We start from the raw sequence: 21,577 nt of genomic DNA, 5'->3' as shown, positions 1-21,577 counted from the left end.
AGTCGCCACCGCTTAGGCCTTGGCTTTTTTCAGCCAGGTACTTTGTTGAATTTCCTTGAAATGCACCCGGTGCTTGCGGGAAATCAGATTTGAGGAAATCCGCGCCGACTCGTATATGGTCGGCAAACCGCTACCCGGATGGGTGCCGCCGCCGACCAGATAGCAGTTATCCAGCTCTTCGAAGCGGTTATGCGGCCGCCAGTACAGCATCTGGCTGAACTTGTGCGACAAGCTGAAGGTAGCGCCTTTGTATACGTGTTCGTCGCTTTCCCAGGTGCCGGGGGTGATGATCTTTTCGCATTCGATATGCTCTCGTAAATCGCTCAAACCCAGACGCGCACCCAGCGTATCCAGCACTTGCTCGCGCACATCGGCGCAATGGGTTTGCCAATCGACGCCGCTGTCGTTATTCGGCATCGGCACCAGCACGTATAGCGCCGACTTGCCGGCCGGCGCCAGGCTGGCATCGCTGACCGAAGCGTTTTGCACGTAAAACGAAAAGTCCTCGGTCAAAGTTTTATTGCTGAAGATATTGCGGATATTGGTACGGTAATCCTTGGCAAACACAATGGTGTGATGCGGCAGATCGTATTGTTTATCCAGGCCCAGATAGAGCATGAAGGTCGAGCAGGAATACTCGCGCTTTTGCAATTGCTGATGATCGTATTTGCGCAAGGTGCCGGGCTCCAGCAAATGCGTCATGGCGTGGGCAAAATCGGCGTTGACGATCACTTCATCGCCGCGTACTTCCTCGCCGTTTTGCAATCTCACCCCCTTGGTCGCGCCGTCTTCGACGATCAACGAGGCGATTTCGGCGTTGAGATGAATCTCGCCGCCGGATTCGGTGACGACTTGCGCCATCGCCGTGGCAATCTTATTCAAACCACCAGCGACGTGGTAAATACCGTATTCATGCTCCAGGTACGGCAACATGGTAAACAGCGCCGGACACTCCCAAGGCGACATGCCCAGATACTTCGACTGAAAGCAAAACGCCAGGCGCATTTTTTCCTTATCAAAATACTGGCCCAGGTTGTTGAACACGCTTTTCGGAAACTCCAGCCAGGGTATAGCTTTGATCAGATCCAACGAGAAGAACGAAGACCAATTCGAGTAATCTCGAGTAATACACGGATACAAGCGATTAAAACGGCTGCGTTCGTTATCCATGAAGCGCTCATAGCCAGCACTGCCTTCGTCGAATACTCGCTCCAGTTCCGCGCGCATGTTTTCCCTGTCCGAATAGACATTAATTTCGCGATCGTCATACAGCAAACGATACATAGGGCTGAGCGGCATGAACTGCATGTAGTCTTCGCTACGCCGACCGCATAATTCAAACATCTCATCCAGTACGCCCTTCATCAATAAAAAGGTCGGGCCGGTATCGAAGGTAAAACCATCCATCGTAATGGCCCTATTGCGGCCGCCGACGTTGGCATGCTTATCAAATATGGATACTTTAAAGCCGCGATGACTTAATAACATGCCGGCGCACAAGCCGCCGGGGCCGGCGCCAACGATGATGATATGTTTTGAATCTGCCATGATATGAGAGAGCGGTGCTTGCCGAGTCGTTTTATAAAAGCGCTAATGTAACAGCAAAATGTCAAAAAGCGACCTATTCGCCAACACCAAAATAAAATCCAAGCGCACAAGCACACGCTACGCAGGCCCGACAAATCCTGTTTAACCTAAGGTTGGAACCGCCGAGAAATCAATGGCGATTCAGTTGCTCGGCTTTACGAACGCCGGTTATCGATTTGAGCCGGAGGGGCCGGAAGGATTGTTCTCGCCTCCAGAATGGATCATTTGGCGGAAGTTTTGCGCGATATTCGTGCGAGCGCGGCATAATAGGCAGTATGAAAACACCGAAAAGACTCGAACCATTAATCGATAGCGGCCTGGTCGACGAGGTCCTTGGCTCGTTGAAAAGCGGCAAAGAGGCGGCTGTCTATGTAGTGCGCTGCGGCGGAGAAATTTGCTGCGCCAAAGTTTACAAGGAGGCCGACCAGCGCAGTTTCAAGCAAAGCGTGCTGTATCAAGAAGGCCGCAAAGTGCGAAATAGCCGTCGTGCCCGGGCGATGGAAAAAGGCAGCAGCTACGGCCGCAAAGAGCAGGAATCGGCTTGGCAAAATGCCGAAGTAACAGCCCTATACCGCCTGGCGGATGCCGGCGTCCGCGTACCCAAACCCTATAATTTCATCGACGGCGTCTTGCTGATGGAACTGGTCGCCGACGCCGACGGTCACCCGGCCCCCCGACTCAACGATCTGGAAATGTCGGCGGAGCTGGCCCGCGAATACCACGCTTTTCTGATCGGCCAGATCGTGCGCATGCTCTGCGACGGCCTGGTACATGGCGATTTGTCCGAATACAACGTGCTGGTCGGTCGCGACGGGCCGGTGATTATCGATTTACCCCAAGCCGTCGATGCCGCCGGCAATAACAACGCCCGAGCCATGCTGGAACGGGATGTCGCCAATATGGCCGCTTATTTCGGCCAGTTCGCACCGGAGTTGTTGAAGACTAACTTTGGTAAGGAAATGTGGAAACTGTATCAAAGCGGCGACTTGCATCCTGAAACCAATTTGACCGGCCACTTCGAAGATAACGCCAAACCCGCCGACCTGCGTAGCGTGATCCGCGAGATAGACGCGGCCCGCGAAGAAAACGAGGCCAAGCAGCGTTTTTTACAGACTCCATAATTCGCTGCCTCCGGCAAACCACAGAAAAGAAAAAGCCGGTGTTACCCGGCTTTTTCTTACTGCTTGGAACCGCTAACGCTATCAGGCATAGGTATCGATCTTGCTGCCCTTTCTAGCGTCATTATCGCCATCAGCATCTTTCACCACAGCTTGCACTGGCGGCGTTGCTGCTTGCTGATTGGCTGCGGGCTGTTTCGGTTGATTGGTGATAGGGAAATACGGCGTTGAACCCACTCCCGATACGGATGACATGGTATATCTCCTCTTGATTGAATAATACCGGCCATGTTTCGGCTGGCATCCGGTTATCGACCGGTTTTACCAAAGCTTTAAACGGGCGCGGCAAACCCATTTAGCTCGCCGCGCTTCACAGCAGTTCTCAGTCTTTCAGAAGCTGATCTCGTATCGGTAACTGCCGAATCCGCTGACCGGTGGCCGCGAAAATCGCATTGCACAGGGCCGGTGCAATCGGCGGCACGCCTGGTTCGCCAACACCGCCCAAGGGTGTATCGAATTCCGCGGCAGGCAGCAAATGCACTTTGATTTCGCGCGGCGCATCGTCGATGCGGGTGAGCTGATACGCATGAAAGTTATCCTGCTGTACCGCACCGTTTTTAAAACTAATTTCGCCCAGCGTCGCCAAACTAACACCCATGATGCAAGCGCCCTCGATCTGCGCACGAATCCGCTCGGGATTGACTTGCGGACCGCAATCCACCGCCACATCGACTCTGGGGATGCTCAACTTGCCGGTCTCATCGACCGCTACTTCCACAACCACAGCGACATAGGTCACGAAACTGTAATGCGCGGCCAAACCCAAGCCCTGCCCCTTGGCCAGCTGACGCCCCCAGCCGGCCTCGCGGGTCACCGTTTCGATTACGCGGCGCAGACGGCCGGTATCGACCGGGTAAAGCGCGGGGGATTCGCCGTGGTTCCAGGTGTCATTTAAACTGGTCGGATCGATCCGCCGGGCCGGGCCGATGATCTCCAACAGAAAATCGCGATAATCGCGTCCGGCTGCCGCCGCCAATTCAGCCACAAAAGACTGCACGGCAAACGCATGCGGAATATTGGACACCGAGCGAAACCAGCCGATACGAGTATGCGCCGCTGCCGGTGGGTTTTCGATGCGCAGATTGTCGATTGCAAACGGCACGTTGATCACGCCCATGCCCAATTCCACTGGCATCTGTTGCTTGCTGTCCGGTCCGAATGTGGAGGAAATGCTCGGCGCAGCGGTTCTGTGCAGCCAGGCTACCGGCCTGCCCTGTGCATCCAAGCCTGCTTCCAAGCGCTCTAGTGACACCGTGTGGAAATAGGCATGATGCAGATCGTCTTCGCGGGTCCAGGTCACTTTCACCGGCTTGCCTCGCATAGCCTGCGATAACAAAGCCGCTTCAATGACGTAATCGGGTTTGGATTTACGCCCGAAACCGCCACCCAACAGCGTGACATTGACGGTCACCTTGTCTTCCGGCAATTTCAGCCATTTAGCGACTTTATCCCGGGTTAATTGCGGCGCCTGGGTACACGTCCAGATTTCGCAATGTCCCTTGACGATGCGGGCCGTCGCCGCCGGCGGTTCCATCGGTGCTTGCGCCAGATGCGGCAAATAATATTCCGCTTCCAGGCGCTTGGCTGCGCCTTGCAATGCGGCATCGACATCGCCTTGTTGGCGCACCACTTTACCTGGCTGGCGGACGGCGGCTTCCAGTTCGGCTTTGTAGGCTAGCGAATCGTAGCCGGCGTGTTCCCCATTGTCCCACTCGATTTTTAACGCATTTCGGCCCTGGATCGCCGCCCAGGTGTTGCTTGCAATCACCGCGATACCACCCAACGGATTGAATTCGGCGGGAAGCGGACTGCTAGGCAATTCGACAATTTTTATGACTCCCGGCACTTTAAGCGCGGCACTAGCGTCATATTTTGAAAGCTTGCCGCCCAGTACCGGCGGCCGCGCGACGACGGCGTATAGCAGACCTTTCAGTTGGGTATCGATGCCATACATCGCGCGTCCGGACACAATATCCGCGCCGTCGTAAACGCCTTGCCGGCCTTTGCCGATGAAACGAAATTCCGTCGAATTCTTCAAACGCAAGCTGTCGCGGTCTGGCACCGGCAACTTTGCCGCCGCTTTGGCTAACTCGCCGTAGCCCAAGGTTTTGCCGCTGGCGATGTGCAGTATATGGTGTTGCTCGGCGCGGACTTCCGTTATCGGCACGCGCCAGCGCGCTGCTGCCGCAGCTTCCAGCATTTGTCTGGCAGCCGCGCCTACTCGGCGCATCGGCATGAAAAAGTGGCGCATGCTGCGCGAGCCGTCGGTGTCTTGATTGCCGAAACGCTTTTCGTCACCAGGCGCTTGCACAACATGTACCCTGGACCAATCGGCTTCCAGTTCATCGGCCACCACCATCGGCAAGCTGGTACGTACCCCCTGCCCCATCTCGGAACGGTGGCAGATGATACTTACCGCACCGTCGGCGGCGATGGCCACAAAAACCAAAGGATTATCGACCCAACCGTGCGGCATCGCATCGGCACCGAACTTGCCGGCAGCAGCCGGCGCGGCGGCTTCGTCCGCTCTGAGCAAAGTAGGCAGGCCAACGGCCAACACAAAGCCGCTCAAGGCGAACTGCTTGATAAAGGTCCGGCGGCTGATGTTGTCGATCAAATACCCGTCGTCGGTATCGCTTTGCTCGATATCGGCTTGCAGAAATTCTGCTGAGTTTTTCATGATTGCACCTCCGGCAAACCGGCGGCCTGCTTGATCGCGGCGCGAATCCGCGGATAGGTACCGCAACGGCATAGATTGCCGCTCATGGCTTTATCGATATCGGCATCGCTGGGTTGCGGATGCTGTTTAAGCAGTGCTGTAGCACTCATGACCTGCCCGGCCTGGCAATAGCCGCACTGCGGTACACCTAAACTCAGCCAGGCATCCTGGACCTTTTTACCGGTCTCGTCCTGCTCTATAGCTTCGATAGTGACAATTTTTTTGCCCGCCGCAGCCGAAATAGGCGTGACACAGGCGCGGGTCGGTTCGCCATCCACATGTACCGTGCAGGCACCGCACAACGCCATGCCGCAGCCGTACTTCGTGCCGGTCAGTCCTAATTGGTCGCGCAGCGCCCAAAGCAGTGGTGTGTCAGCGGGCAGATTTATCTTGCGGCTTTTACCGTTGATATTGAGCGTTGTCATGAGATTTCTCGCGTCAGTCGGCGGTTAATAACGGCGCCGGCACATCCATCAACAACTTCGGCGCGATAGTTCGCAGCATGGTACACGGGCAGGGTTGGGCAGTAAAGGCGCTTGGCCTCTAAACAATCTAAAGCCCTGGTGACTAGTCGCTTTAGTTGTTATGGGGTACTGAAAATACCAGGAATGATACTGATGACGGGCCTCTAGCTATCTCCCGACCTAGAGGCTTGCGTCACCAGCACCACCCATGATTTGCGCTAATCTCCGGCAAGCTTGCAAGGCAACAAGTCAGAAAATTAGTTTTACTACATATGGAAAATATGAGGCTGCCGACTATCTTGTCTGATTGCTCTCACGGAAAAAATTGAATTTTTCACCACCGGCAACCTCATGATAATCAGGTTACCGCAGGTAATTCGATAGTCAAGGTGACTTGGGAACAGAATTTATCAACGATGGAAATATTAACGGCTACTTGAAAAAGCCCGGGGTTTGCCGTTTCTGCGCATAAGGTTTATCGACTCAAGCGCCATTGCTCAGACAACTTTGGATTTGGCATACAGCGCCGCGCCGACAATACCGGCCTGGTTCAAAAAAGCCGCCGGCTTCACCGGGGTTTTTATGGCTATCTGCTCCTTAAATTTATCGAATTTTTTACTCGCACCACCGCCCAAAATGATCAGATCGGGCCAGAACAGTTTTTCCATCGTACTCAAATAAACGTTGAAGCGATTGCCCCAAGCTTTCCAACCCAAATCTTGCAATTTACGGGCGGCATCGGATGCGAAGCGCTCGGCCTCCAGACCGTTTTCCAGATACACATGACCCAGTTCCGTATTGGGTAGCAGATTGCCATCGGTAAACAGCGCGGTCCCCAGGCCGGTGCCGATGGTAATCAACAAGACTACACCCACTTGGCCCGCACCCTCGCCAAAATGCATTTCCGCGATACCTGCGGCGTCTGCATCGTTTAAGTTGTGACACTCGCAGTTGGTGGCTTCTGAAAACAATTTATCGATATTGGTGCCAATAAAGGCCTTGGAAATATTCGCCGCCGTGCGCACCACGCCCTGTTGAATCGCTGCCGGAAAACCGCAGCCGATGGGCCCGGTCCAACCAAAATGCAATACCAATTGCGCCAGCACCGCTGCTACCGCCTCCGGTGTTGCGGGTTGCGGCGTATCGATCCGATGCCGTTCGGAAACCAGTTCGCCCGTCAAGGTATCAACAATCGCACCTTTGATACCCGAACCGCCAATATCCACACCGAGAATTTGCATAAAATGTCCTGAAAGTTTGCCATGCAGATTGGACATTCTAGGCGAAGAGCGGCTAAGGGCTTAGAAAAATTTCCGTCACCGTGGCCGACAAACGGCTATTGCGGCTATGGATTTCCGGTGCTGAGAACGTGATCAATCAAGTAACCGTGGTCAATTATTAGCCAATTTGCGAGCGCCTGCTTGAATACAGCGACTTGCGCTTACTTTTATCAGCATACCAACAAACTTATCCACAGTTTTTGTGGAAAACCACGATCATCGGCGACAACACTAACATGCGAAAACTGTCGCCAAAGCAATTACCGGATTATGTGCCCGGATTTCTGTTATAAATGGCGCACAACAATAAAGATAACCAGGAGTACCAAATGATCACAGTGACAATTTACCTTTTAACCATGTTTTTTGCCGGCTACGCGATTTACCACGTCCGGAGCAAATAGCCCGTCATGTAGATAAAAAAAGCCTCTACCGAATACAACGATAGAGGCTATAGAGTGTGCAGTGCCGGAGTCACTGCTTACGAGGGAGGTCACACATAAAACATAAAGCACTAGCGGGTCCAACAAAAAGCAAAATACTGGAAATAGTCGCAGCAGCGAACGACAACGTAGATGTAACAAACTCACCCATCGAAAAGTTCCAAATACCGGTAGCAAACTGAATACCGGCAATACTGTCTTTCCTAAGAGTACCTGGAACGTACATCTGATCCGCCTCAACCGTTTGCAGTCAATTTAAAGTACGACTTCACTATAATCCCCTGTCGAAAATTTACAATTAGCCATTTAAGTTATTCATAATTCCCTTTTAATAAACAATATAACGGGAACTATTGCTGGAATAGCCTATCAACATCGTTTTTGTCCCTGCCGCCCAGAATGCGGGAATGTGGCGAGATCACCATACCTTTTTTAGCATTCGCCCTCTTGCTTCCGCCACATCCGCTGGTAGATTGCGGAGTGCTAAATTTGTTGATTCCTGACACACGTTCCGTCCTCAGAGGGGTGCTTGATAGCCCGTAATCCCCTTCGATGCGAGTTTCTCGCCGACTGCGCGAGTCCCGCATCGCAAGGGGACTTTTTTGCGGAAGCGTATGTTGAATCCAGCTGCCAGCCTGATTATGACAAGCCTGCTAGCGCAAAACTTCCCGGAACAACCCCATGAATAATGAACACGTGTTCACGCTACTTTACGACGGTCGCTGCCCTATTTGCCGGAAGGAAGTGAACTGGTTGCAGTCGCGAAACAAGCAGAACAAGCTGGGTTTGCAAGATATTCATGCCGAGGGTTTTAATCCGGCGGACTATGGTAAATCGCTGGACGAATTGATGGCGGAAATCCATGGGGTGAACCCCGATGGCCGCGTAATCAAGGGCATGCCGGTGTTTTACGCTGCTTACAGCGCTGTCGGCTTGGGATGGTTGATGGCTCCCACCCGCTGGCCTTTGCTAAAACCGCTGTTTGACCGTCTGTATGCATTGTTTGCCCGGCACCGTTTACGCTTAGGTACTTTGTTTGGCGCCAAACCCTGCCAAGATGCCAGTTGCAGCATTCGCTCCGGCCATGGAAAAACATGACCCTCTTTGACGAGACTCGTTTATATGAAAAACCCCTTAGCACTACTCGGCAGCCTGATTTTGACTGGATGTACGGTGATGGGCATTAGAAGCAGCGCAGAGCCGCAATACCAATTGCTCTCGGAACAAGGAGACGTGCAAATCAGGCAATATCCCCCCTTATTGATTGCCGAAACCGTTATCGACGCCGATTACGCGCAAGCCGGCAATATCGGTTTCAATCGCTTGGCCGGCTATATTTTTGGTGGGAATCAGCAAAAGCAACAGATGGCCATGACCGCCCCGGTATTTCGGGAAAATGCCGGCGAACACATCGCGATGACCGCGCCAGTGTTACAGCAGGCAGTCGATAATAAATGGACGATGGCTTTTGTGATGCCGGCCGGTTACAGTCTCGAAACCTTACCAACGCCAATCGATCCCCAAGTGACTATCAAAGCTTTACCCGCAAAAAAAGTCGCGGTGTTGCGCTATTCCGGCAGTCTGACTTTGGAAAAAATCAATGAAAAAAGCCGCCTCTTGATGGCCTGGATCGAACAACAACAGCTCACTGCCCTATCTGCCGCGCGTTCGGCGGCCTATGATCCGCCTTGGACGCTACCAGCCCTGCGCCGCAACGAAATTCATATCGACATCGAATAAGGCTATCCAGTGACGCATTTATTGGTGGTAGCGCACGGCAGCCGCCGGGAGGATTCCAATCTTGAGATTCGCGAGCTGATAGAACAACTGCGGCTGGCGCCTACCCGCTTCTCGGCAATAGACTGTGCTTTTCTGGAAATCGCAGAACCCACTATTGCCCAAGGCTTACAACAACAAATAGCCGATGGCGCGCGGCAAATTGTCGTGATGCCGTATTTCCTGTCCGCGGGACGCCACGTGAGCATCGATATTCCCGAACAAGTGCAAAGGATTCGCGATGTACATCCGCAAATCGATATACGTATTGCCAATCATTTGGGCGCGGCAGAAAAAATCCGCGGGATAGTACTCGATCTAGCCAGTTTGGCTATTTGAACACGGCTTTTGCAGATCAATTTCACCACCGCGAACAATCCGTCCAATCAAGCTAACACGGGTTTCCTAACCTTAAACCAGTAACCGTGATAGACTGCAGCCTGAAAGTTCATCTTCAATATGTAATTCCCTTAGTCCCCGGGCGGACATCGCGACAGCATTACTGCCGCACACAGATTTCTCCCCTTATTTTCCCCTTTGAGACCCTTAATGCCATTTTCCAATCTCGGTTTATCCGAGGCTTTAATTAAAGCAATTGCCGATTCCGGCTACACCACCCCAACCCCTATTCAAAGTAAAGCCATACCCGCCGTATTAACCGGCCGCGATTTACTCGCCGCCGCGCAAACCGGCACCGGCAAAACCGCCGGCTTTACCTTGCCGATCTTGCAGCGCTTGGCGCAGACCAGCCATGGCCGCAATCGCCCGGTCCGCGCACTGATTCTGACACCGACCCGCGAACTCGCCGCGCAAGTGGGCGAATCCGTTACTAAATACGGCGCGCATCAGCAACCGCGTTTAAAGTCGGAAGTAGTGTTCGGCGGCGTGAAGATCAATCCGCAAATGATGCGTTTACGCGGCGGTGTGGACATCTTGACTGCAACACCAGGTCGGCTATTGGACTTGGTCAGTCAAAACGCCGTCAAACTGGATAAGGTGGAAATGTTGGTGCTGGATGAAGCCGACCGCATGTTGGACATGGGCTTTATCAAAGACATTCGCAAAATCCTGGCGATGCTGCCGAAAAAACGCCAGAACCTGTTGTTTTCCGCGACTTTTTCTGCCGACATCCGCAAGCTAACCGGCGATTTGCTGATCAACCCGGTCAAAATTGAAGTGGCCGTCGAAAACGCCGCTGCCGAGACCATTGAGCAACGGGTTTACACGGTCAGTAAAACCGCCAAAACCGCGCTGTTAACCCACTTGGTCAAAACCAAAGACTGGCAACAAGTATTGGTGTTTACCAGCACCAAGCACGGCGCGAATAAACTGACAGAAAAGCTGAACACAGCCAATATCAAAGCCGCGGCGATACACGGCAACAAAAGCCAGGGCGCCAGAACCAGCGCTTTGGCCGGTTTCAAAGCCGGTGATATTCGCGTGTTGGTAGCTACCGACGTGGCAGCGCGCGGCATCGACATCGCTCAATTACCGCATGTGGTTAATTTCGAATTGCCGCGCTCTTCCGCTGATTATGTGCATCGCATCGGCAGAACCGGTAGGGCCGGACAAAACGGTCAGGCAGTTTCGCTGGTATCCCAAGACGAATATCAGGCCTTGCGCCTGGTGGAAAAACTGATAGGCCTGCAAATCCCCCGCGAGCAGGTAGACGGCTTCGCGGCCGCTTAAGTTAATTCAATCCCCGCTCGCCAGCCGTTCAAATTGGTGAGTGTGTAAACCTAGGAAGCATCGCTGTTCCGTCAGTCACTTTATCGACAGAACAGCGATACATATTGGACTGTATTTCATCGCAGTAAAATCTTACCCGCACTTGCCTGTCGGCTTTTCGCTGGTAGATTCTTGCTCGCAGTGGATTAGTTTCAATATTTCCTAGTTAATGCTCCCGCCAGCTCGATCAAAGCAATACAGCGCATCGTTGCTGAGCCGGCGGGAGCACTTTTTATCCCTAATCAATGCACCACCAGAGGTTTATTATGCCGTTCGCTCACCAACCACCGCCTCCTCGTCCCGGCTGGAATTATCAAAGCTATTTTTTAAATCAGTTGAACAAGCAAAAGCAGGCTAAGGAAGCTACGACAGGTTAATAGCGGTTTAAAATTTTACCGCGCACGGGTCACAGTCATTTGGCAGTTGCCAAACTTGCCGCGAAAACTTAATGGAAAATTGCCGCCGGTGATGGTCAGCTTTCTTCTAGTGAAAACACGCCATGCAGGTTACAGGTATTTGAGCCAACGCCAATCAGGCTTGCTGGCTTTTAAGGCTTCAAAACTTCGGCAAACCGGATACAGTGTTAGTACCACCAACCCCCAAATGCCATAAACCACCGGCAAACTATAGCCGTAGTCTTGCGGCAGCTCCGACACCCAAATACCACCACCGATTATTGCTGACACCGGTCCGTCTGTGACCACTGCCACCAATACTGCCAGACCATGAATCAGGTACAAGTGCAGCAGATAAAACAATAAAGGGTTCCTGCCGAATACCTGCAAAACACCGAAGCGTTTCGCCGACTTGCCCTCAGCCAGCCCCAAAATCAGCAGCGCCGGCCCCAAAGTCATTAACAGATACAATAAGGAAGGAGGGTATTTATGACAGTTGATAAACGACAATACGCTAAATACCGGGTCCGGATAGCTTTGCCATGGCTTGGGGTCACCGTAAACATTGCTGAAACGCAAAACCAAAAACAACCCTAACAGGCTTAGACCTAAAGTAAAAAGCCGGCGGCGTGTACGCCACAAATTATTAATCAATAAGTTTCCAAAACCGAAGCCAACCGCCATCACCCCTATCCACGGAATCAATGGATAGTAAGGATTCAATAGCCAGCCGTCACCGAACGGCACATCGTCACCGGTATGCAGCACGGCCCATAAAGGTCCAAAACCACCCAAATCAGCTGGCTTGATTGTATCGAAGACATTATGCCCGACTATCATGGCCGCACCGAAGGCTACACACCAAGCCAGCGGCAACTTCACCAGCCCGGCCAAGGCGATCATCGACCAAGCAATTGCCCATAACACACCGCCGTCGATATGCCGCAGATCGGCGCAAAAATTCCACGACCAGGCTTCCACGGTGCAGGTTAAAACCAGCAGCAATAGGCCACGTTCCAGCAAAAACCGGCTCAGCGGCGCATCCGCTCCGCGGCGACTATGCCACAGATACGCGCTGGTGCCGGCCAAAAACACGAACACCGGCGCGCAGAAATGCGTGATCCAACGGGTCAGAAACAAGGCCACTGAGGTCTTATCCAGATCGGTGGGACTAAAACGGCTGTCGCTGAAAAAATCGCGAGTGTGATCCAACGTCATCAATACCATGACCAGGCCGCGCAAGATGTCGATAGACGCCAAGCGTCTTGAAGATGAATTGCTACCCAAAATAATTTGCCCCCAGATGATTGGCTATCGAAGACACCGAGGGTAAGATCGATGAACAAAAAACTCAAGGGGAGATGCCATGAGCGAATCACGAATCGCTTGCGATTTACACGATTATATCGAAATTGCCTGTCTATACGGCTATCGGGTTAGATTGACATTAAAGGATCAAAGAATCGTCGAGGGCCGGGCACTGAATGTAGTGACTGAAGAAAGACACGAATTTCTATTGGTAGAAGATAGCCCGACCGGGAAAATAGCGTTGGATGAACTGGCAAAACTGCAAGTAATCACACCGAAAGCGCGATTTACCGAGGTAATTTTCTAAAGATAAGCAACAGCACTGGTTATACTGGCCGCTTTTATCCGTAAAACCACACGCCGTTCCATGTTAGAAATTTATTTAGACAGCGCCGATGTCGCCGGCATCAAAAACCTTTGCCCAGCTTTGCCCTTGGCGGGCGTTACTACCAATCCGTCGATTATGGCCGCCAGCGGTATGGGCCTACAGGAACTACTACCTGCGCTGACAGACATCATCGGCCCACAGGCGCGGTTTCATGTGCAAGTACTTAGTAACTCGGTTGACGGTATCATTGCGGAAGCACATAAACTTCATGAATTGCCGTTCGACATTATCGTCAAAATACCCGCGCATACCGCTGGTTTGAGTGCTATCAAACAGCTGAAAAAAGCTAATATCCCGCTATTAGCCACTGCGATTTACAACGTGCAGCAAGGGATGCTTGCTGCGCTGCATGGCGCGGATTACCTGGCACCCTATCTCAACCGCATCGACAATCAAGGCTTTGACGGGATTGCTGTCGTCAGCGATTTGCAGGCTTTAATAGACCGCTACCAATTGCCCAGCAAACTTTTGGTTGCCAGCTTCAAAAACGTCAATCAGGTTTTGCAAGTGTTAAAACTTGGCGTTGGCGCAGTCACTTTGCCGCTGGACATCGCCCAGCAAATCTTGACCACCCCAGCTACCGACACCGCCGTTGAGAAATTCAGCCACGACTGGCAATCGGCATTTGCCGATAAACTGTCTTTTGAAAGCTAAAGTACGGGGGGAGGAGGTGTAGGGAACTCTGAAAACAACCCCGCCCTTCTCCTGGTACCGCACATTACAAAGCTTTGGCAAGCTTTTCGCGTCAATTGTTGTCATAACAGGGTACAATTAGACTAACATTATATTGATTAGCTTTGCGGCTAGACTTAAGCGCAAAGCACACAATAAACACCCAATTCGAACCCTATTCGTGTAACCATGACAACTCAATCGCACGCCCTGAAAAATTCGCGCCATAGGTATGCCAGGTTAGCGTTGGCGGCCTGTATTTATTATGCGGGAACGGAGCAGGCATGGAGCGCAGATATGCCGGCTACAGTGCCGGAAACCAGTCTGCCTTCGATAAACAGCGTTCCTGAAGTCGTTAATCCTATCCCTGCCGACAACCCGATTGGCGCCATTCTGCTTAGCAAACGACATCCGCTGTTGTTACGCGCCGACTTTAGCCGCGTTAGCGAACTTGTTAGCCAAATCTACCTGAGCACTCAATTTCAACCGATCTGGTTTACGGCAAATCGCTCGGAAAAAAACCTTAACGATTTATTGAGCATATTAAACAATGCATCCAATGATGCGTTGAATCCTGCCAATTATGATGTTGACCGCCTGAAACAGCTGATCAATGAACCAAATCCGGATAGTGCGGCGGTTGCGGGATACGATGTGGCTTTGACCGTATCTATGGCGCGTTATCTACACGATTTGCGGCACGGCCAAGTGGATCCACGCGATGTTGAGTATCCGGTACACATCGCCCCCAAACCCGCTTTGGACTTGGCTGGCTTGTTGAAACAACACTTGGCAGCGCAAACATTGACCGAGGTAGTCGGTCAGTTTGAGCCTAAAACCAAACAATACCAACAACTCAAACAAATTTTCACCCGCTTGCAGCAGTTGGGAAATCAAACGGGGGCTCAGGAATTCAAGCCCGGCAAAATGCTACGTCCCGGCGATAAACATCCGCATATCGTGCATTTGCGCCAACGGTTACGGGACATGGCCTTACTGGACAATAATAATGCCGCCGACAGTAAAACTTACGACAACGATTTGGTTGCCGCCGTCAAAAAGGTTCAGCAACAACAAGGTTTAACGGCCGATGGCGTGATTGGCTCGGCCACTGCGGCATTATTCAATCAATCTTCGAGCGAAAAAATCGCCCAGATCGCGCTAGCCATGGAGCGCGCACGCTGGATTCCGGACACCACCGACGGGCCGATGATTGTGGTTAATATCCCGGCATTTGAGTTATGGGCGTTCAATTCAGTTGACGACCCCAACCCGCTGAACATGAAAGTGGTAGTAGGGAAATCCCCGAGCAACCAAACGCCGGTACTTTGGGAAGAAATGAAATATTTGGAATTTATGCCTTACTGGAACATTCCAAAAACTATTTATGAAAAAGAAATTCTGCCAAAAGCCGCCAATAACCAAGGCTATTTAGCCAGCCAGGAAATAGAACTGGTAAGACACCAAAACAGTGAAGAGAAAGGCGGTGGCAGTTATTTACGCGCGCGCCAGCGGCCTGGCAAGAAAAATCCGTTAGGACGGGTTAAGTTCGTATTTCCCAATACCGCCGATGTGTATTTACACGACACCCCAGGCCATGCCGCATTTAACCGCCCTCGTCGGGATTTAAGCCATGGTTGCGTGCGGGTATCGGCGCCGGAACAATTAGCCGAATTCGTTTTGGGTGATCAGGCCGGCTGGGACAAAGAATCCATCAAGCAAGCAATGTCGGCACCTAAAACCCGCCACGTGACGCTAAAACGTGCCGTACCGGTACTGTTTTATTACGGCACGACATTTGTCGACCATCAAAACCAGTTACGTTTCTACCCGGACGTTTACGGCCAGGACGAACAACTGAAAAAGGCCTTGGACAAAATCCATGCGCCGACAAAGGCTAGTTCGACAGCGAATAATCAATTAGTGATGAGCAAAAGCACGGACGTCGGCACTAATCCATAAACAGGAGAATCGAGCAGACATAAAAAAAGCGCCGCAAATGGCGCTTTTTTTTATGAGCGAACGACTCTATAACTTCCAGGTTCTGAAGGTTCCCGTGTCCAGATGGATAAAGTTTGACTCAGGGTAATATCCAACGCCACCACGGTGCATAGCCAGTGCCGCGCCATGAATACGCCGAAGGTCAAAGCGCTCGATGCGAATATCCACTGCCCGACCCTGCATGTGGAAGCTATTGTTCGCCACACCGGAATTCTCGGCATGCAGTTTAGCGTTGGTCAATGGGGAACGATAACCGCAAATAACATCAAAAGGTTGATTTAAACCCAAAATTTGTTTCAAATCGTGTAACTGATCCAGCAACTCCGGATCGATAGGATGCACATCGTCGGTACGATAATCGCGCAACAAAAAGCTGATTTCATCCAAGGCATCGCTAAGGTAACGACCTCTTTCAAAATACGTCAGACTCAATTTGTCCCCAGTATGCGGATTTTGAAAAGCCAGGGCCCGATGAGTTGCAAAACGCCCGTGATCCGCCAAGAACAACGAATCCTGGCTAGGCTCCATGAATGATTCTCTTGGCGCCGGCTGAATAATAGAATGCACTCTACCGCCCTGATTACCATGTCGATTGGCATGGTAGGAAGCCGTGTTTACGTGCTGTTTTTTGCCTGTATAAATATCTCGCACACGAGACTCATGTAGGGAGTGGCGTTCTGCATGGGCTGTATGCAGCTGTCCATGCTGGCCGGCTATGGGTCTAAGGTTATTGCCGCCAGCGCTTTTGCTTAGTTTGGCAGGTTGACGAACAGCCTTAGTCGCTTGAATGGCTCCATGTTTAGGCAAGCGCACTGCGCTCCTTGCCGACTTCTCCAGTCGATGGTTTTTATCCGCTTTTACCGCTACGCTTTTCGCAGCATGAACGACGCCGGGCATCGCAATAGATAAAACCGCACCAACAGCCAGACGCCCAAAGAAGCTGCGTCGAGACAGCTCTACGTCGTCCTGCTTATTGTCTTGATTTTCTAAATTATGTCTCAGCATCCATAATCTCCTGATTCAACATCATTCGGATAGTGATGATTCCGAAGGCTAATGCCTAACGGGCTTTTACAATTATAGCACTCTGTCACATTTCAAATTCGCTTTTGCCGACATTTTGCCGCAAGGATTGCTTACAAAGGAGACACGTGCAAACGTTCAATCCGCATCAAATTGCCACTCCATACCGCTTGAAACCTCGCGTTCTCTGCTTACTATTCGCGCTGATAGCATTTTACCGACCGCTGTAAAAGCACCAGCAACAGCCTGACAAACGCGAACAATTTAACCCCTTTGATATAAGCCGCATCATATATTCCTGCCCGTATGGTAGCGTAAAAGCTGACTTGAAAATTAAGCCGCCAAAACTTACGGGGGACAAACTACCCCGTAAAACGAAAGCGCCAGCGTTGTGAATAGGCCTGTTTTCTTGCCATTTTTTTGATAAAAACACAAAATAATTTTAACTACGAACCGCTTGTCACAGAAGCTTTTTGCTAGAAAGCGTATGGTATCTCGACTGCAAATCATTGGAGAACGACATGGAAAAACTAATTAAACCCCAAAATCAACTGACAATGTCTCAACAGCTCTGTCATTCCTTTTTTTCCCAAAAAGGCTACGATCCTTTTATAAACTTTCATTCGCACGATGGCAGCGCAATGTACGACTCTTACTTACATCATCAAAGGAGTTTTGCATCCGGGATAACAGGACAAAACTGCCAAATCAGTTTTGTAAGCAAATTCACCAAATTGGAGTAATACACAACGGCGAACATAAAAGCCGCAACCGATTACTCAAACTAGTGAAGCGTCGCGGTTAAATAATCGGCCTGTGCCAACAGCAGTAGACTTAGCAATCTCGACACCTAACCCATATCAGTCATTAGCTTGGCACAAGCCGCTTTATCAACACATTAGGATATGAGCATCAACAGTTCTGATGCAGTTTTTTTATAGCCCATTGCCAGCATTCGCTTAGGCAGTAGCAACCTAGCCCTCTCTACGTTATATTCATCGGTAAAAGCGATAGACGCTAACCTTTGATGCTACCCAATTTACTTGTGACTACTCTATTTCAAATCCCGGAAAATCATCCTCAACGGTTTATACTACATAACGAAGTTCATGCCAGGGCCTCGTCTATTCTAAGCTTGCCGGTCAGGGCCAGTTACTTGGCGCTGGCGTTATCAAGCGATGAAAAAATGCAGGAACGTCGGCATTTGAAAGCACTTTGCGAACGGTTTGGAACTGTATCGCCTGACCTAGATGCAGACCACTTTAGCGCCAGCTTCGATGCGTTCCAGATGAGTTGGGAGCAACACGGCGAATTCAGTACCTATAGTTTTTATGCCTATGACATAGACACAGAGCCGTTTGCAGCTCCTGCTTTAAAAAAAGTCCCGGTCGATTGGTTATCGCAGATCAGCGGAAAAGTGATTGTTGCCGCACACGCCAGCATCGTTTCCGCCGAGGAGGTTAATTATCAGGATGAAATGGATTTATCCCCGTTAACCGCCTACTTTGCCGGCAACCCAATCGTTGGTTCAAAAGTAACAGGCGGTGCGGCAGCCGTATTTACCGATTTCCGGATTCATGTCGATGGCTTTAGCCGTTTCTTGGTGGTTAATCAAAACTTGCGAACCGCGCAGGCCGGGCGCTTACTGCATCGCTTGTTCGATATTGAAGTTTACCGCGTGATGGCGCTGTTGGCGTTTCCGATTGCGCGTAAACTGTATCCGGAATTAAAGAAGGCAGATAGGCAGCTGTATACCATTACTAATTCTATGACCCAGCCGGATAACGACGACGCTAAACTATTGGATGAATTAACGGCATTAGCGGCTGAAGTTGAGAATCATATTTCCACTCATCAATTTCGCTTTGCCGCAGCCAGCGCTTACTACCAATTGGTCGGCCAACGCCTGGAAGACTTGCGCGAAGTGCGGATTCAGGGCATTCAAACCTTGGGCGAATTCATGAAACGGCGTATGGAACCAGCGATGCATACCTGCAATTCCGTATCCCACCGCTTCACCCTGGTTTCCGAGCGCGTCAGCAATGCCAGCCAGTTGTTACGCACCAAAGTCGACATTATTATCGAGCGGCAAAACCAGGGCCTGTTATCCTCCATGGCCCTGCGTGCAAAAATGCAGTTGCGCATGCAACAAATGGTGGAAGGCATTTCGATGGTAGCTATCACCTATTATGCCGCGAGCCTAATCGGCAAAATCGCCGAAGCATTGCACAGTTTAGGATGGCACGTAGACGCCGAGTTGCTGGAAGGCGCATCGATTCCGTTTATTTTGGTCATCATCGGCATAAGTACTAAGCGAATTCACAAGATCATTGCTAATACGACGGAATGAATACCATCCCATCATGGTGTGCGCCGTAAACCAGCCAAATATTGAACAGGACAAAGATGACATTTATTTATAAAAATCATGCCATTAGATTGCTTTAAGAAAAGACAAGCTAAGCCCGACGAAACAATTCTCAGATTACCCTAACAATCCCCTCCAAATCTTCGTGGTTTTTTGTGAGCGAAGCTTCGGCTACAATCGCCGGGCTTTCTTTAAACCGTGATTACAATTCGAGGAATCTATCAATGGCAGAGTATAGAAAATACAAATGCAAAACCTGCGGCCACGTTTACGACGAGCAGTTGGGCGATCCCCGCAACGGCGTGGCCCCCGGCACTCGTTGGGAAGATGTTCCAGAAGATTGGGGCTGCCCTAAATGCGGGGCGGTAAAATCTATGTTTACTCTGGTACGTTAACAAGCGTCTAACGCAGTCAATAAAAAGGGCGCAATTTGCGCCCTTTTTCGTTTGATTAATCCGACGAAAGTTATGCGAGTTTGTTCTTAATAAAGTCGACGAGTTTATCAAATTCAACATTCTGGCTTTCTTTGTCCATGCGACCTTGATATTCGACGGTACCGCTATCCAGGCCACGGTCGCCTATTACGATCCGGTGCGGAATGCCGATCAGTTCCATATCCGAGAACATGAATCCGGCTCGAACCTTTCTATCGTCCAGCAACACTTCGATGCCGGCATCCGTTAAATCTTTATAGATTTTCTCGACCGTATCAATCAAACGATCAGACTTATGCATATTCATTGGGCAAATAGCGACTTGAAATGGCGCCAGCTCATTGGGCCAGATAATGCCGCGCTCATCGTGGCCTTGTTCGATGGCCGCCGCAACCACCCGCGAGATACCAATCCCATAGCAGCCCATGATCATGATCTGGTTTTTACCGGCTTCGTTAATGATGGAGGCGTTCATCGCTTCGCTGTATTTTGTGCCGAGCTGAAAAATGTGACCCACTTCTATGCCTCGGGCAATCGTGATTTGACCCTTGCCGTCCGGGCTAGCATCACCTTCTACTACCATCCGCAAGTCTGCAATGTGCTCAGGTAAGGCCAGGTCGCGCTGCCAGTTGACGCCTTGATAATGTTTGCCGTCTTGGTTGGCGCCGCAAATAAAGTCGGACATCAAAATCACGCTGCGATCAGCAACTATCTTGATGCTCAAGTCGATAGGACCTATCGAACCGGGTTTGCAGTGGCAGGCGCCGAGTATTTCTTCATCGCTGGCAAATTGCAGTGGCGACAGGACACCGTCGATTTTTTCGGCTTTAATCGGGTTTAATTCGTGATCACCCCGCAGCAGCAAGGCAACCAAGACTGGCGTCCTCACCTCTGACAATCAAGGTTTTCAGGCACTGTTTGGCATCGACCTTAAAAAATCGGCTGACGTCTTCGATGCTATGCTGATTTGGTGTATCAACCAAAACCATAGTTTGAGTCGGCTCGGCGCGTATCCCTTCAGGCATTAGAGCTTCGGCTTTTTCGACATTCGCGGCATAATCGCTGGCGGTGGAAAAAGCTATCGCATCTTCGCCGGATTCGGCAAGTACGTGAAATTCATGGGAAACCGCGCCGCCAATTGAGCCGGAATCGGCTATCACTGCCCGGAATTTCAAACCAAAGCGGTTAAAAATATTGGTGTAGGCTTGATACATTACGTTGTAAGTCGCCTGTAACGATTCCTGATCGAGATGGAACGAGTAAGCATCTTTCATGATAAATTCGCGCGAGCGCATCACACCGAAACGCGGACGAATTTCATCGCGGAATTTGCTCTGAATTTGGTAATACGTTACTGGCAACTGTTTGTAGCTTTTCAACTCATGACGGGCAAGGTCAGTAATAATTTCTTCGTGCGTCGGACCCAGACAAAATTCGCGGTCGTGGCGATCTTTCAGCCGTGCTAATTCCGGCCCGTATTTCTCCCAACGTCCGGTTTCCTGCCATAGCTCCGCAGGTTGCAAAGCCGGCATCAGTACTTCCAGACCACCCGCTTTATTCATTTCCACTCTTACAATATGTTCAACTTTACGTAATACCCGCAAACCCAGCGGCAGCCAGGTGTAGACGCCGGCGGCAAGTTTGCGAATCAAGCCGGCGCGTATCATGAGTTTGTGGCTGGCTATTTCGGCGTCGGCCGGTATTTCTTTGACGGTACTAAGAGGAAATTGGGAAGTGCGCATATTGGCCCTGAAGTTGTTTTATCAAAACCGCTATTTTAACGGCTAAACGCCAAAACCACGAATCAACGACG

At 51.0% G+C, this 21,577-nt stretch carries 17 protein-coding genes and 1 pseudogene; 10 read left to right on the top strand and 8 right to left on the bottom strand.

What is annotated here, in order from left to right:
- Nucleotides 1-12: 12 nt before the first annotated feature.
- Entirely contained in the window at nt 13-1,548 is a 1,536-nt protein-coding gene (locus tag ACH5Y9_RS03015) for a phytoene desaturase family protein (RefSeq protein WP_445368468.1), read from the bottom strand.
- A gap of 314 nt (nt 1,549-1,862) precedes the next feature.
- Between ACH5Y9_RS03015 and ACH5Y9_RS03010 the strand changes: the two genes are divergently transcribed.
- Complete coding sequence (locus tag ACH5Y9_RS03010; RefSeq protein WP_445368467.1) at nt 1,863-2,708, top strand: PA4780 family RIO1-like protein kinase; 846 nt, start codon at nt 1,863-1,865, stop codon at nt 2,706-2,708.
- A gap of 81 nt (nt 2,709-2,789) precedes the next feature.
- Here ACH5Y9_RS03010 and ACH5Y9_RS03005 read toward each other — a convergent pair whose 3' ends face one another.
- The 4 genes from ACH5Y9_RS03005 to ppgK form a co-directional block, all read right to left on the bottom strand.
- On the bottom strand, nt 2,790-2,960 hold the full coding sequence (locus tag ACH5Y9_RS03005) for a hypothetical protein (RefSeq protein WP_020485411.1): 171 nt from the start codon (nt 2,958-2,960) through the stop codon (nt 2,790-2,792).
- A 127-nt stretch (nt 2,961-3,087) separates the two neighbouring features.
- Nucleotides 3,088-5,445 (bottom strand): molybdopterin cofactor-binding domain-containing protein, encoded by a 2,358-nt coding sequence (locus tag ACH5Y9_RS03000; RefSeq protein ID WP_445368466.1) that lies wholly within the window; start codon nt 5,443-5,445, stop codon nt 3,088-3,090.
- Entirely contained in the window at nt 5,442-5,909 is a 468-nt protein-coding gene (locus tag ACH5Y9_RS02995; protein ID WP_020485409.1) for a (2Fe-2S)-binding protein, read from the bottom strand. The genes ACH5Y9_RS03000 and ACH5Y9_RS02995 overlap by 4 nt, the downstream gene beginning before the upstream one ends.
- Before the next feature lie 536 nt (nt 5,910-6,445).
- Nucleotides 6,446-7,189: a polyphosphate--glucose phosphotransferase gene (gene ppgK, locus ACH5Y9_RS02990; RefSeq protein WP_036278163.1), complete on the bottom strand. Its 744-nt coding sequence runs from the start codon at nt 7,187-7,189 to the stop codon at nt 6,446-6,448.
- A gap of 1,163 nt (nt 7,190-8,352) precedes the next feature.
- On the opposite strand from ppgK, the gene ACH5Y9_RS02985 reads away from it, so the two are divergent.
- The 4 genes from ACH5Y9_RS02985 (at nt 8,353) to ACH5Y9_RS02970 (ending at nt 11,136) form a co-directional block, all read left to right on the top strand.
- A complete protein-coding gene (locus tag ACH5Y9_RS02985) occupies nt 8,353-8,769 on the top strand; it encodes a thiol-disulfide oxidoreductase DCC family protein (protein ID WP_445368465.1) in 417 nt (138 codons plus the stop codon).
- Nucleotides 8,770-8,793: 24 nt separating this feature from the next.
- Nucleotides 8,794-9,411, top strand: coding sequence for an SOUL family heme-binding protein (locus tag ACH5Y9_RS02980; protein ID WP_445368464.1), 618 nt, complete (start codon nt 8,794-8,796; stop codon nt 9,409-9,411).
- Between the two features lie 9 nt (nt 9,412-9,420).
- Entirely contained in the window at nt 9,421-9,786 is a 366-nt protein-coding gene (locus tag ACH5Y9_RS02975) for a sirohydrochlorin chelatase (RefSeq protein WP_445368463.1), read from the top strand.
- Between the two features lie 210 nt (nt 9,787-9,996).
- On the top strand, nt 9,997-11,136 hold the full coding sequence (locus tag ACH5Y9_RS02970; protein ID WP_445368462.1) for a DEAD/DEAH box helicase: 1,140 nt from the start codon (nt 9,997-9,999) through the stop codon (nt 11,134-11,136).
- A gap of 545 nt (nt 11,137-11,681) precedes the next feature.
- Here the strand turns inward: ACH5Y9_RS02970 and ACH5Y9_RS02965 are convergent.
- On the bottom strand, nt 11,682-12,857 hold the full coding sequence (locus ACH5Y9_RS02965) for a DUF1624 domain-containing protein (RefSeq protein ID WP_445368461.1): 1,176 nt from the start codon (nt 12,855-12,857) through the stop codon (nt 11,682-11,684).
- A gap of 79 nt (nt 12,858-12,936) precedes the next feature.
- Here ACH5Y9_RS02965 and ACH5Y9_RS02960 point away from each other — a divergent pair, with 79 nt between their 5' ends.
- The 3 genes from ACH5Y9_RS02960 (at nt 12,937) to ACH5Y9_RS02950 (ending at nt 15,900) form a co-directional block, all read left to right on the top strand.
- Nucleotides 12,937-13,185, top strand: coding sequence for a Rho-binding antiterminator (locus tag ACH5Y9_RS02960; RefSeq protein ID WP_445368460.1), 249 nt, complete (start codon nt 12,937-12,939; stop codon nt 13,183-13,185).
- Nucleotides 13,186-13,245: 60 nt separating this feature from the next.
- Nucleotides 13,246-13,920 carry a transaldolase family protein gene (locus ACH5Y9_RS02955; protein ID WP_445368459.1) on the top strand — a complete coding sequence of 225 codons (675 nt, stop codon included), beginning with the start codon at nt 13,246-13,248 and terminating at the stop codon, nt 13,918-13,920.
- A 315-nt stretch (nt 13,921-14,235) separates the two neighbouring features.
- Nucleotides 14,236-15,900 (top strand): L,D-transpeptidase family protein, encoded by a 1,665-nt coding sequence (locus ACH5Y9_RS02950; protein ID WP_445368458.1) that lies wholly within the window; start codon nt 14,236-14,238, stop codon nt 15,898-15,900.
- 66 nt (nt 15,901-15,966) lie between these two features.
- Here ACH5Y9_RS02950 and ACH5Y9_RS02945 read toward each other — a convergent pair whose 3' ends face one another.
- Nucleotides 15,967-16,944, bottom strand: coding sequence for a YcbK family protein (locus ACH5Y9_RS02945; RefSeq protein WP_445368457.1), 978 nt, complete (start codon nt 16,942-16,944; stop codon nt 15,967-15,969).
- Between the two features lie 1,045 nt (nt 16,945-17,989).
- Between ACH5Y9_RS02945 and ACH5Y9_RS02940 the strand changes: the two genes are divergently transcribed.
- Nucleotides 17,990-19,312: a DUF3422 family protein gene (locus tag ACH5Y9_RS02940; protein ID WP_445368456.1), complete on the top strand. Its 1,323-nt coding sequence runs from the start codon at nt 17,990-17,992 to the stop codon at nt 19,310-19,312.
- 242 nt (nt 19,313-19,554) lie between these two features.
- Complete coding sequence (locus ACH5Y9_RS02935) at nt 19,555-19,725, top strand: rubredoxin (protein WP_084153209.1); 171 nt, start codon at nt 19,555-19,557, stop codon at nt 19,723-19,725.
- A gap of 70 nt (nt 19,726-19,795) precedes the next feature.
- Here ACH5Y9_RS02935 and ACH5Y9_RS02930 read toward each other — a convergent pair.
- A pseudogene (locus tag ACH5Y9_RS02930) lies at nt 19,796-21,506 on the bottom strand (proline--tRNA ligase).
- Between the last annotated feature and the right edge of the window lie 71 nt (nt 21,507-21,577).

It is taken from the genome of Methylomonas sp. BW4-1, from assembly GCF_052474385.1.
Note: the sequence above shows the minus strand (reverse complement) of the source record. Positions and strands in the feature narration are given on the sequence as shown.

What these genes read in the sequence shown, in the direction of transcription:
- ACH5Y9_RS03010 (WP_445368467.1), top strand. Translation starts at nt 1,863, where the DNA reads ATGAAAACACCGAAAAGACTCGAACCATTAATCGATAGCGGCCTGGTC.
- ACH5Y9_RS03005 (WP_020485411.1), bottom strand. Translation starts at nt 2,960, where the DNA reads ATGTCATCCGTATCGGGAGTGGGTTCAACGCCGTATTTCCCTATCACC.
- ACH5Y9_RS02950 (WP_445368458.1), top strand. Translation starts at nt 14,236, where the DNA reads ATGCCGGCTACAGTGCCGGAAACCAGTCTGCCTTCGATAAACAGCGTT.
- ppgK (WP_036278163.1), bottom strand. Translation starts at nt 7,189, where the DNA reads ATGCAAATTCTCGGTGTGGATATTGGCGGTTCGGGTATCAAAGGTGCG.
- ACH5Y9_RS03000 (WP_445368466.1), bottom strand. Translation starts at nt 5,445, where the DNA reads ATGAAAAACTCAGCAGAATTTCTGCAAGCCGATATCGAGCAAAGCGAT.
- ACH5Y9_RS02945 (WP_445368457.1), bottom strand. Translation starts at nt 16,944, where the DNA reads ATGCTGAGACATAATTTAGAAAATCAAGACAATAAGCAGGACGACGTA.
- ACH5Y9_RS02970 (WP_445368462.1), top strand. Translation starts at nt 9,997, where the DNA reads ATGCCATTTTCCAATCTCGGTTTATCCGAGGCTTTAATTAAAGCAATT.
- ACH5Y9_RS02940 (WP_445368456.1), top strand. Translation starts at nt 17,990, where the DNA reads ATGCTACCCAATTTACTTGTGACTACTCTATTTCAAATCCCGGAAAAT.
- ACH5Y9_RS02935 (WP_084153209.1), top strand. Translation starts at nt 19,555, where the DNA reads ATGGCAGAGTATAGAAAATACAAATGCAAAACCTGCGGCCACGTTTAC.
- ACH5Y9_RS02980 (WP_445368464.1), top strand. Translation starts at nt 8,794, where the DNA reads ATGAAAAACCCCTTAGCACTACTCGGCAGCCTGATTTTGACTGGATGT.
- ACH5Y9_RS03015 (WP_445368468.1), bottom strand. Translation starts at nt 1,548, where the DNA reads ATGGCAGATTCAAAACATATCATCATCGTTGGCGCCGGCCCCGGCGGC.
- ACH5Y9_RS02985 (WP_445368465.1), top strand. Translation starts at nt 8,353, where the DNA reads ATGAATAATGAACACGTGTTCACGCTACTTTACGACGGTCGCTGCCCT.
- ACH5Y9_RS02955 (WP_445368459.1), top strand. Translation starts at nt 13,246, where the DNA reads ATGTTAGAAATTTATTTAGACAGCGCCGATGTCGCCGGCATCAAAAAC.
- ACH5Y9_RS02960 (WP_445368460.1), top strand. Translation starts at nt 12,937, where the DNA reads ATGAGCGAATCACGAATCGCTTGCGATTTACACGATTATATCGAAATT.
- ACH5Y9_RS02995 (WP_020485409.1), bottom strand. Translation starts at nt 5,909, where the DNA reads ATGACAACGCTCAATATCAACGGTAAAAGCCGCAAGATAAATCTGCCC.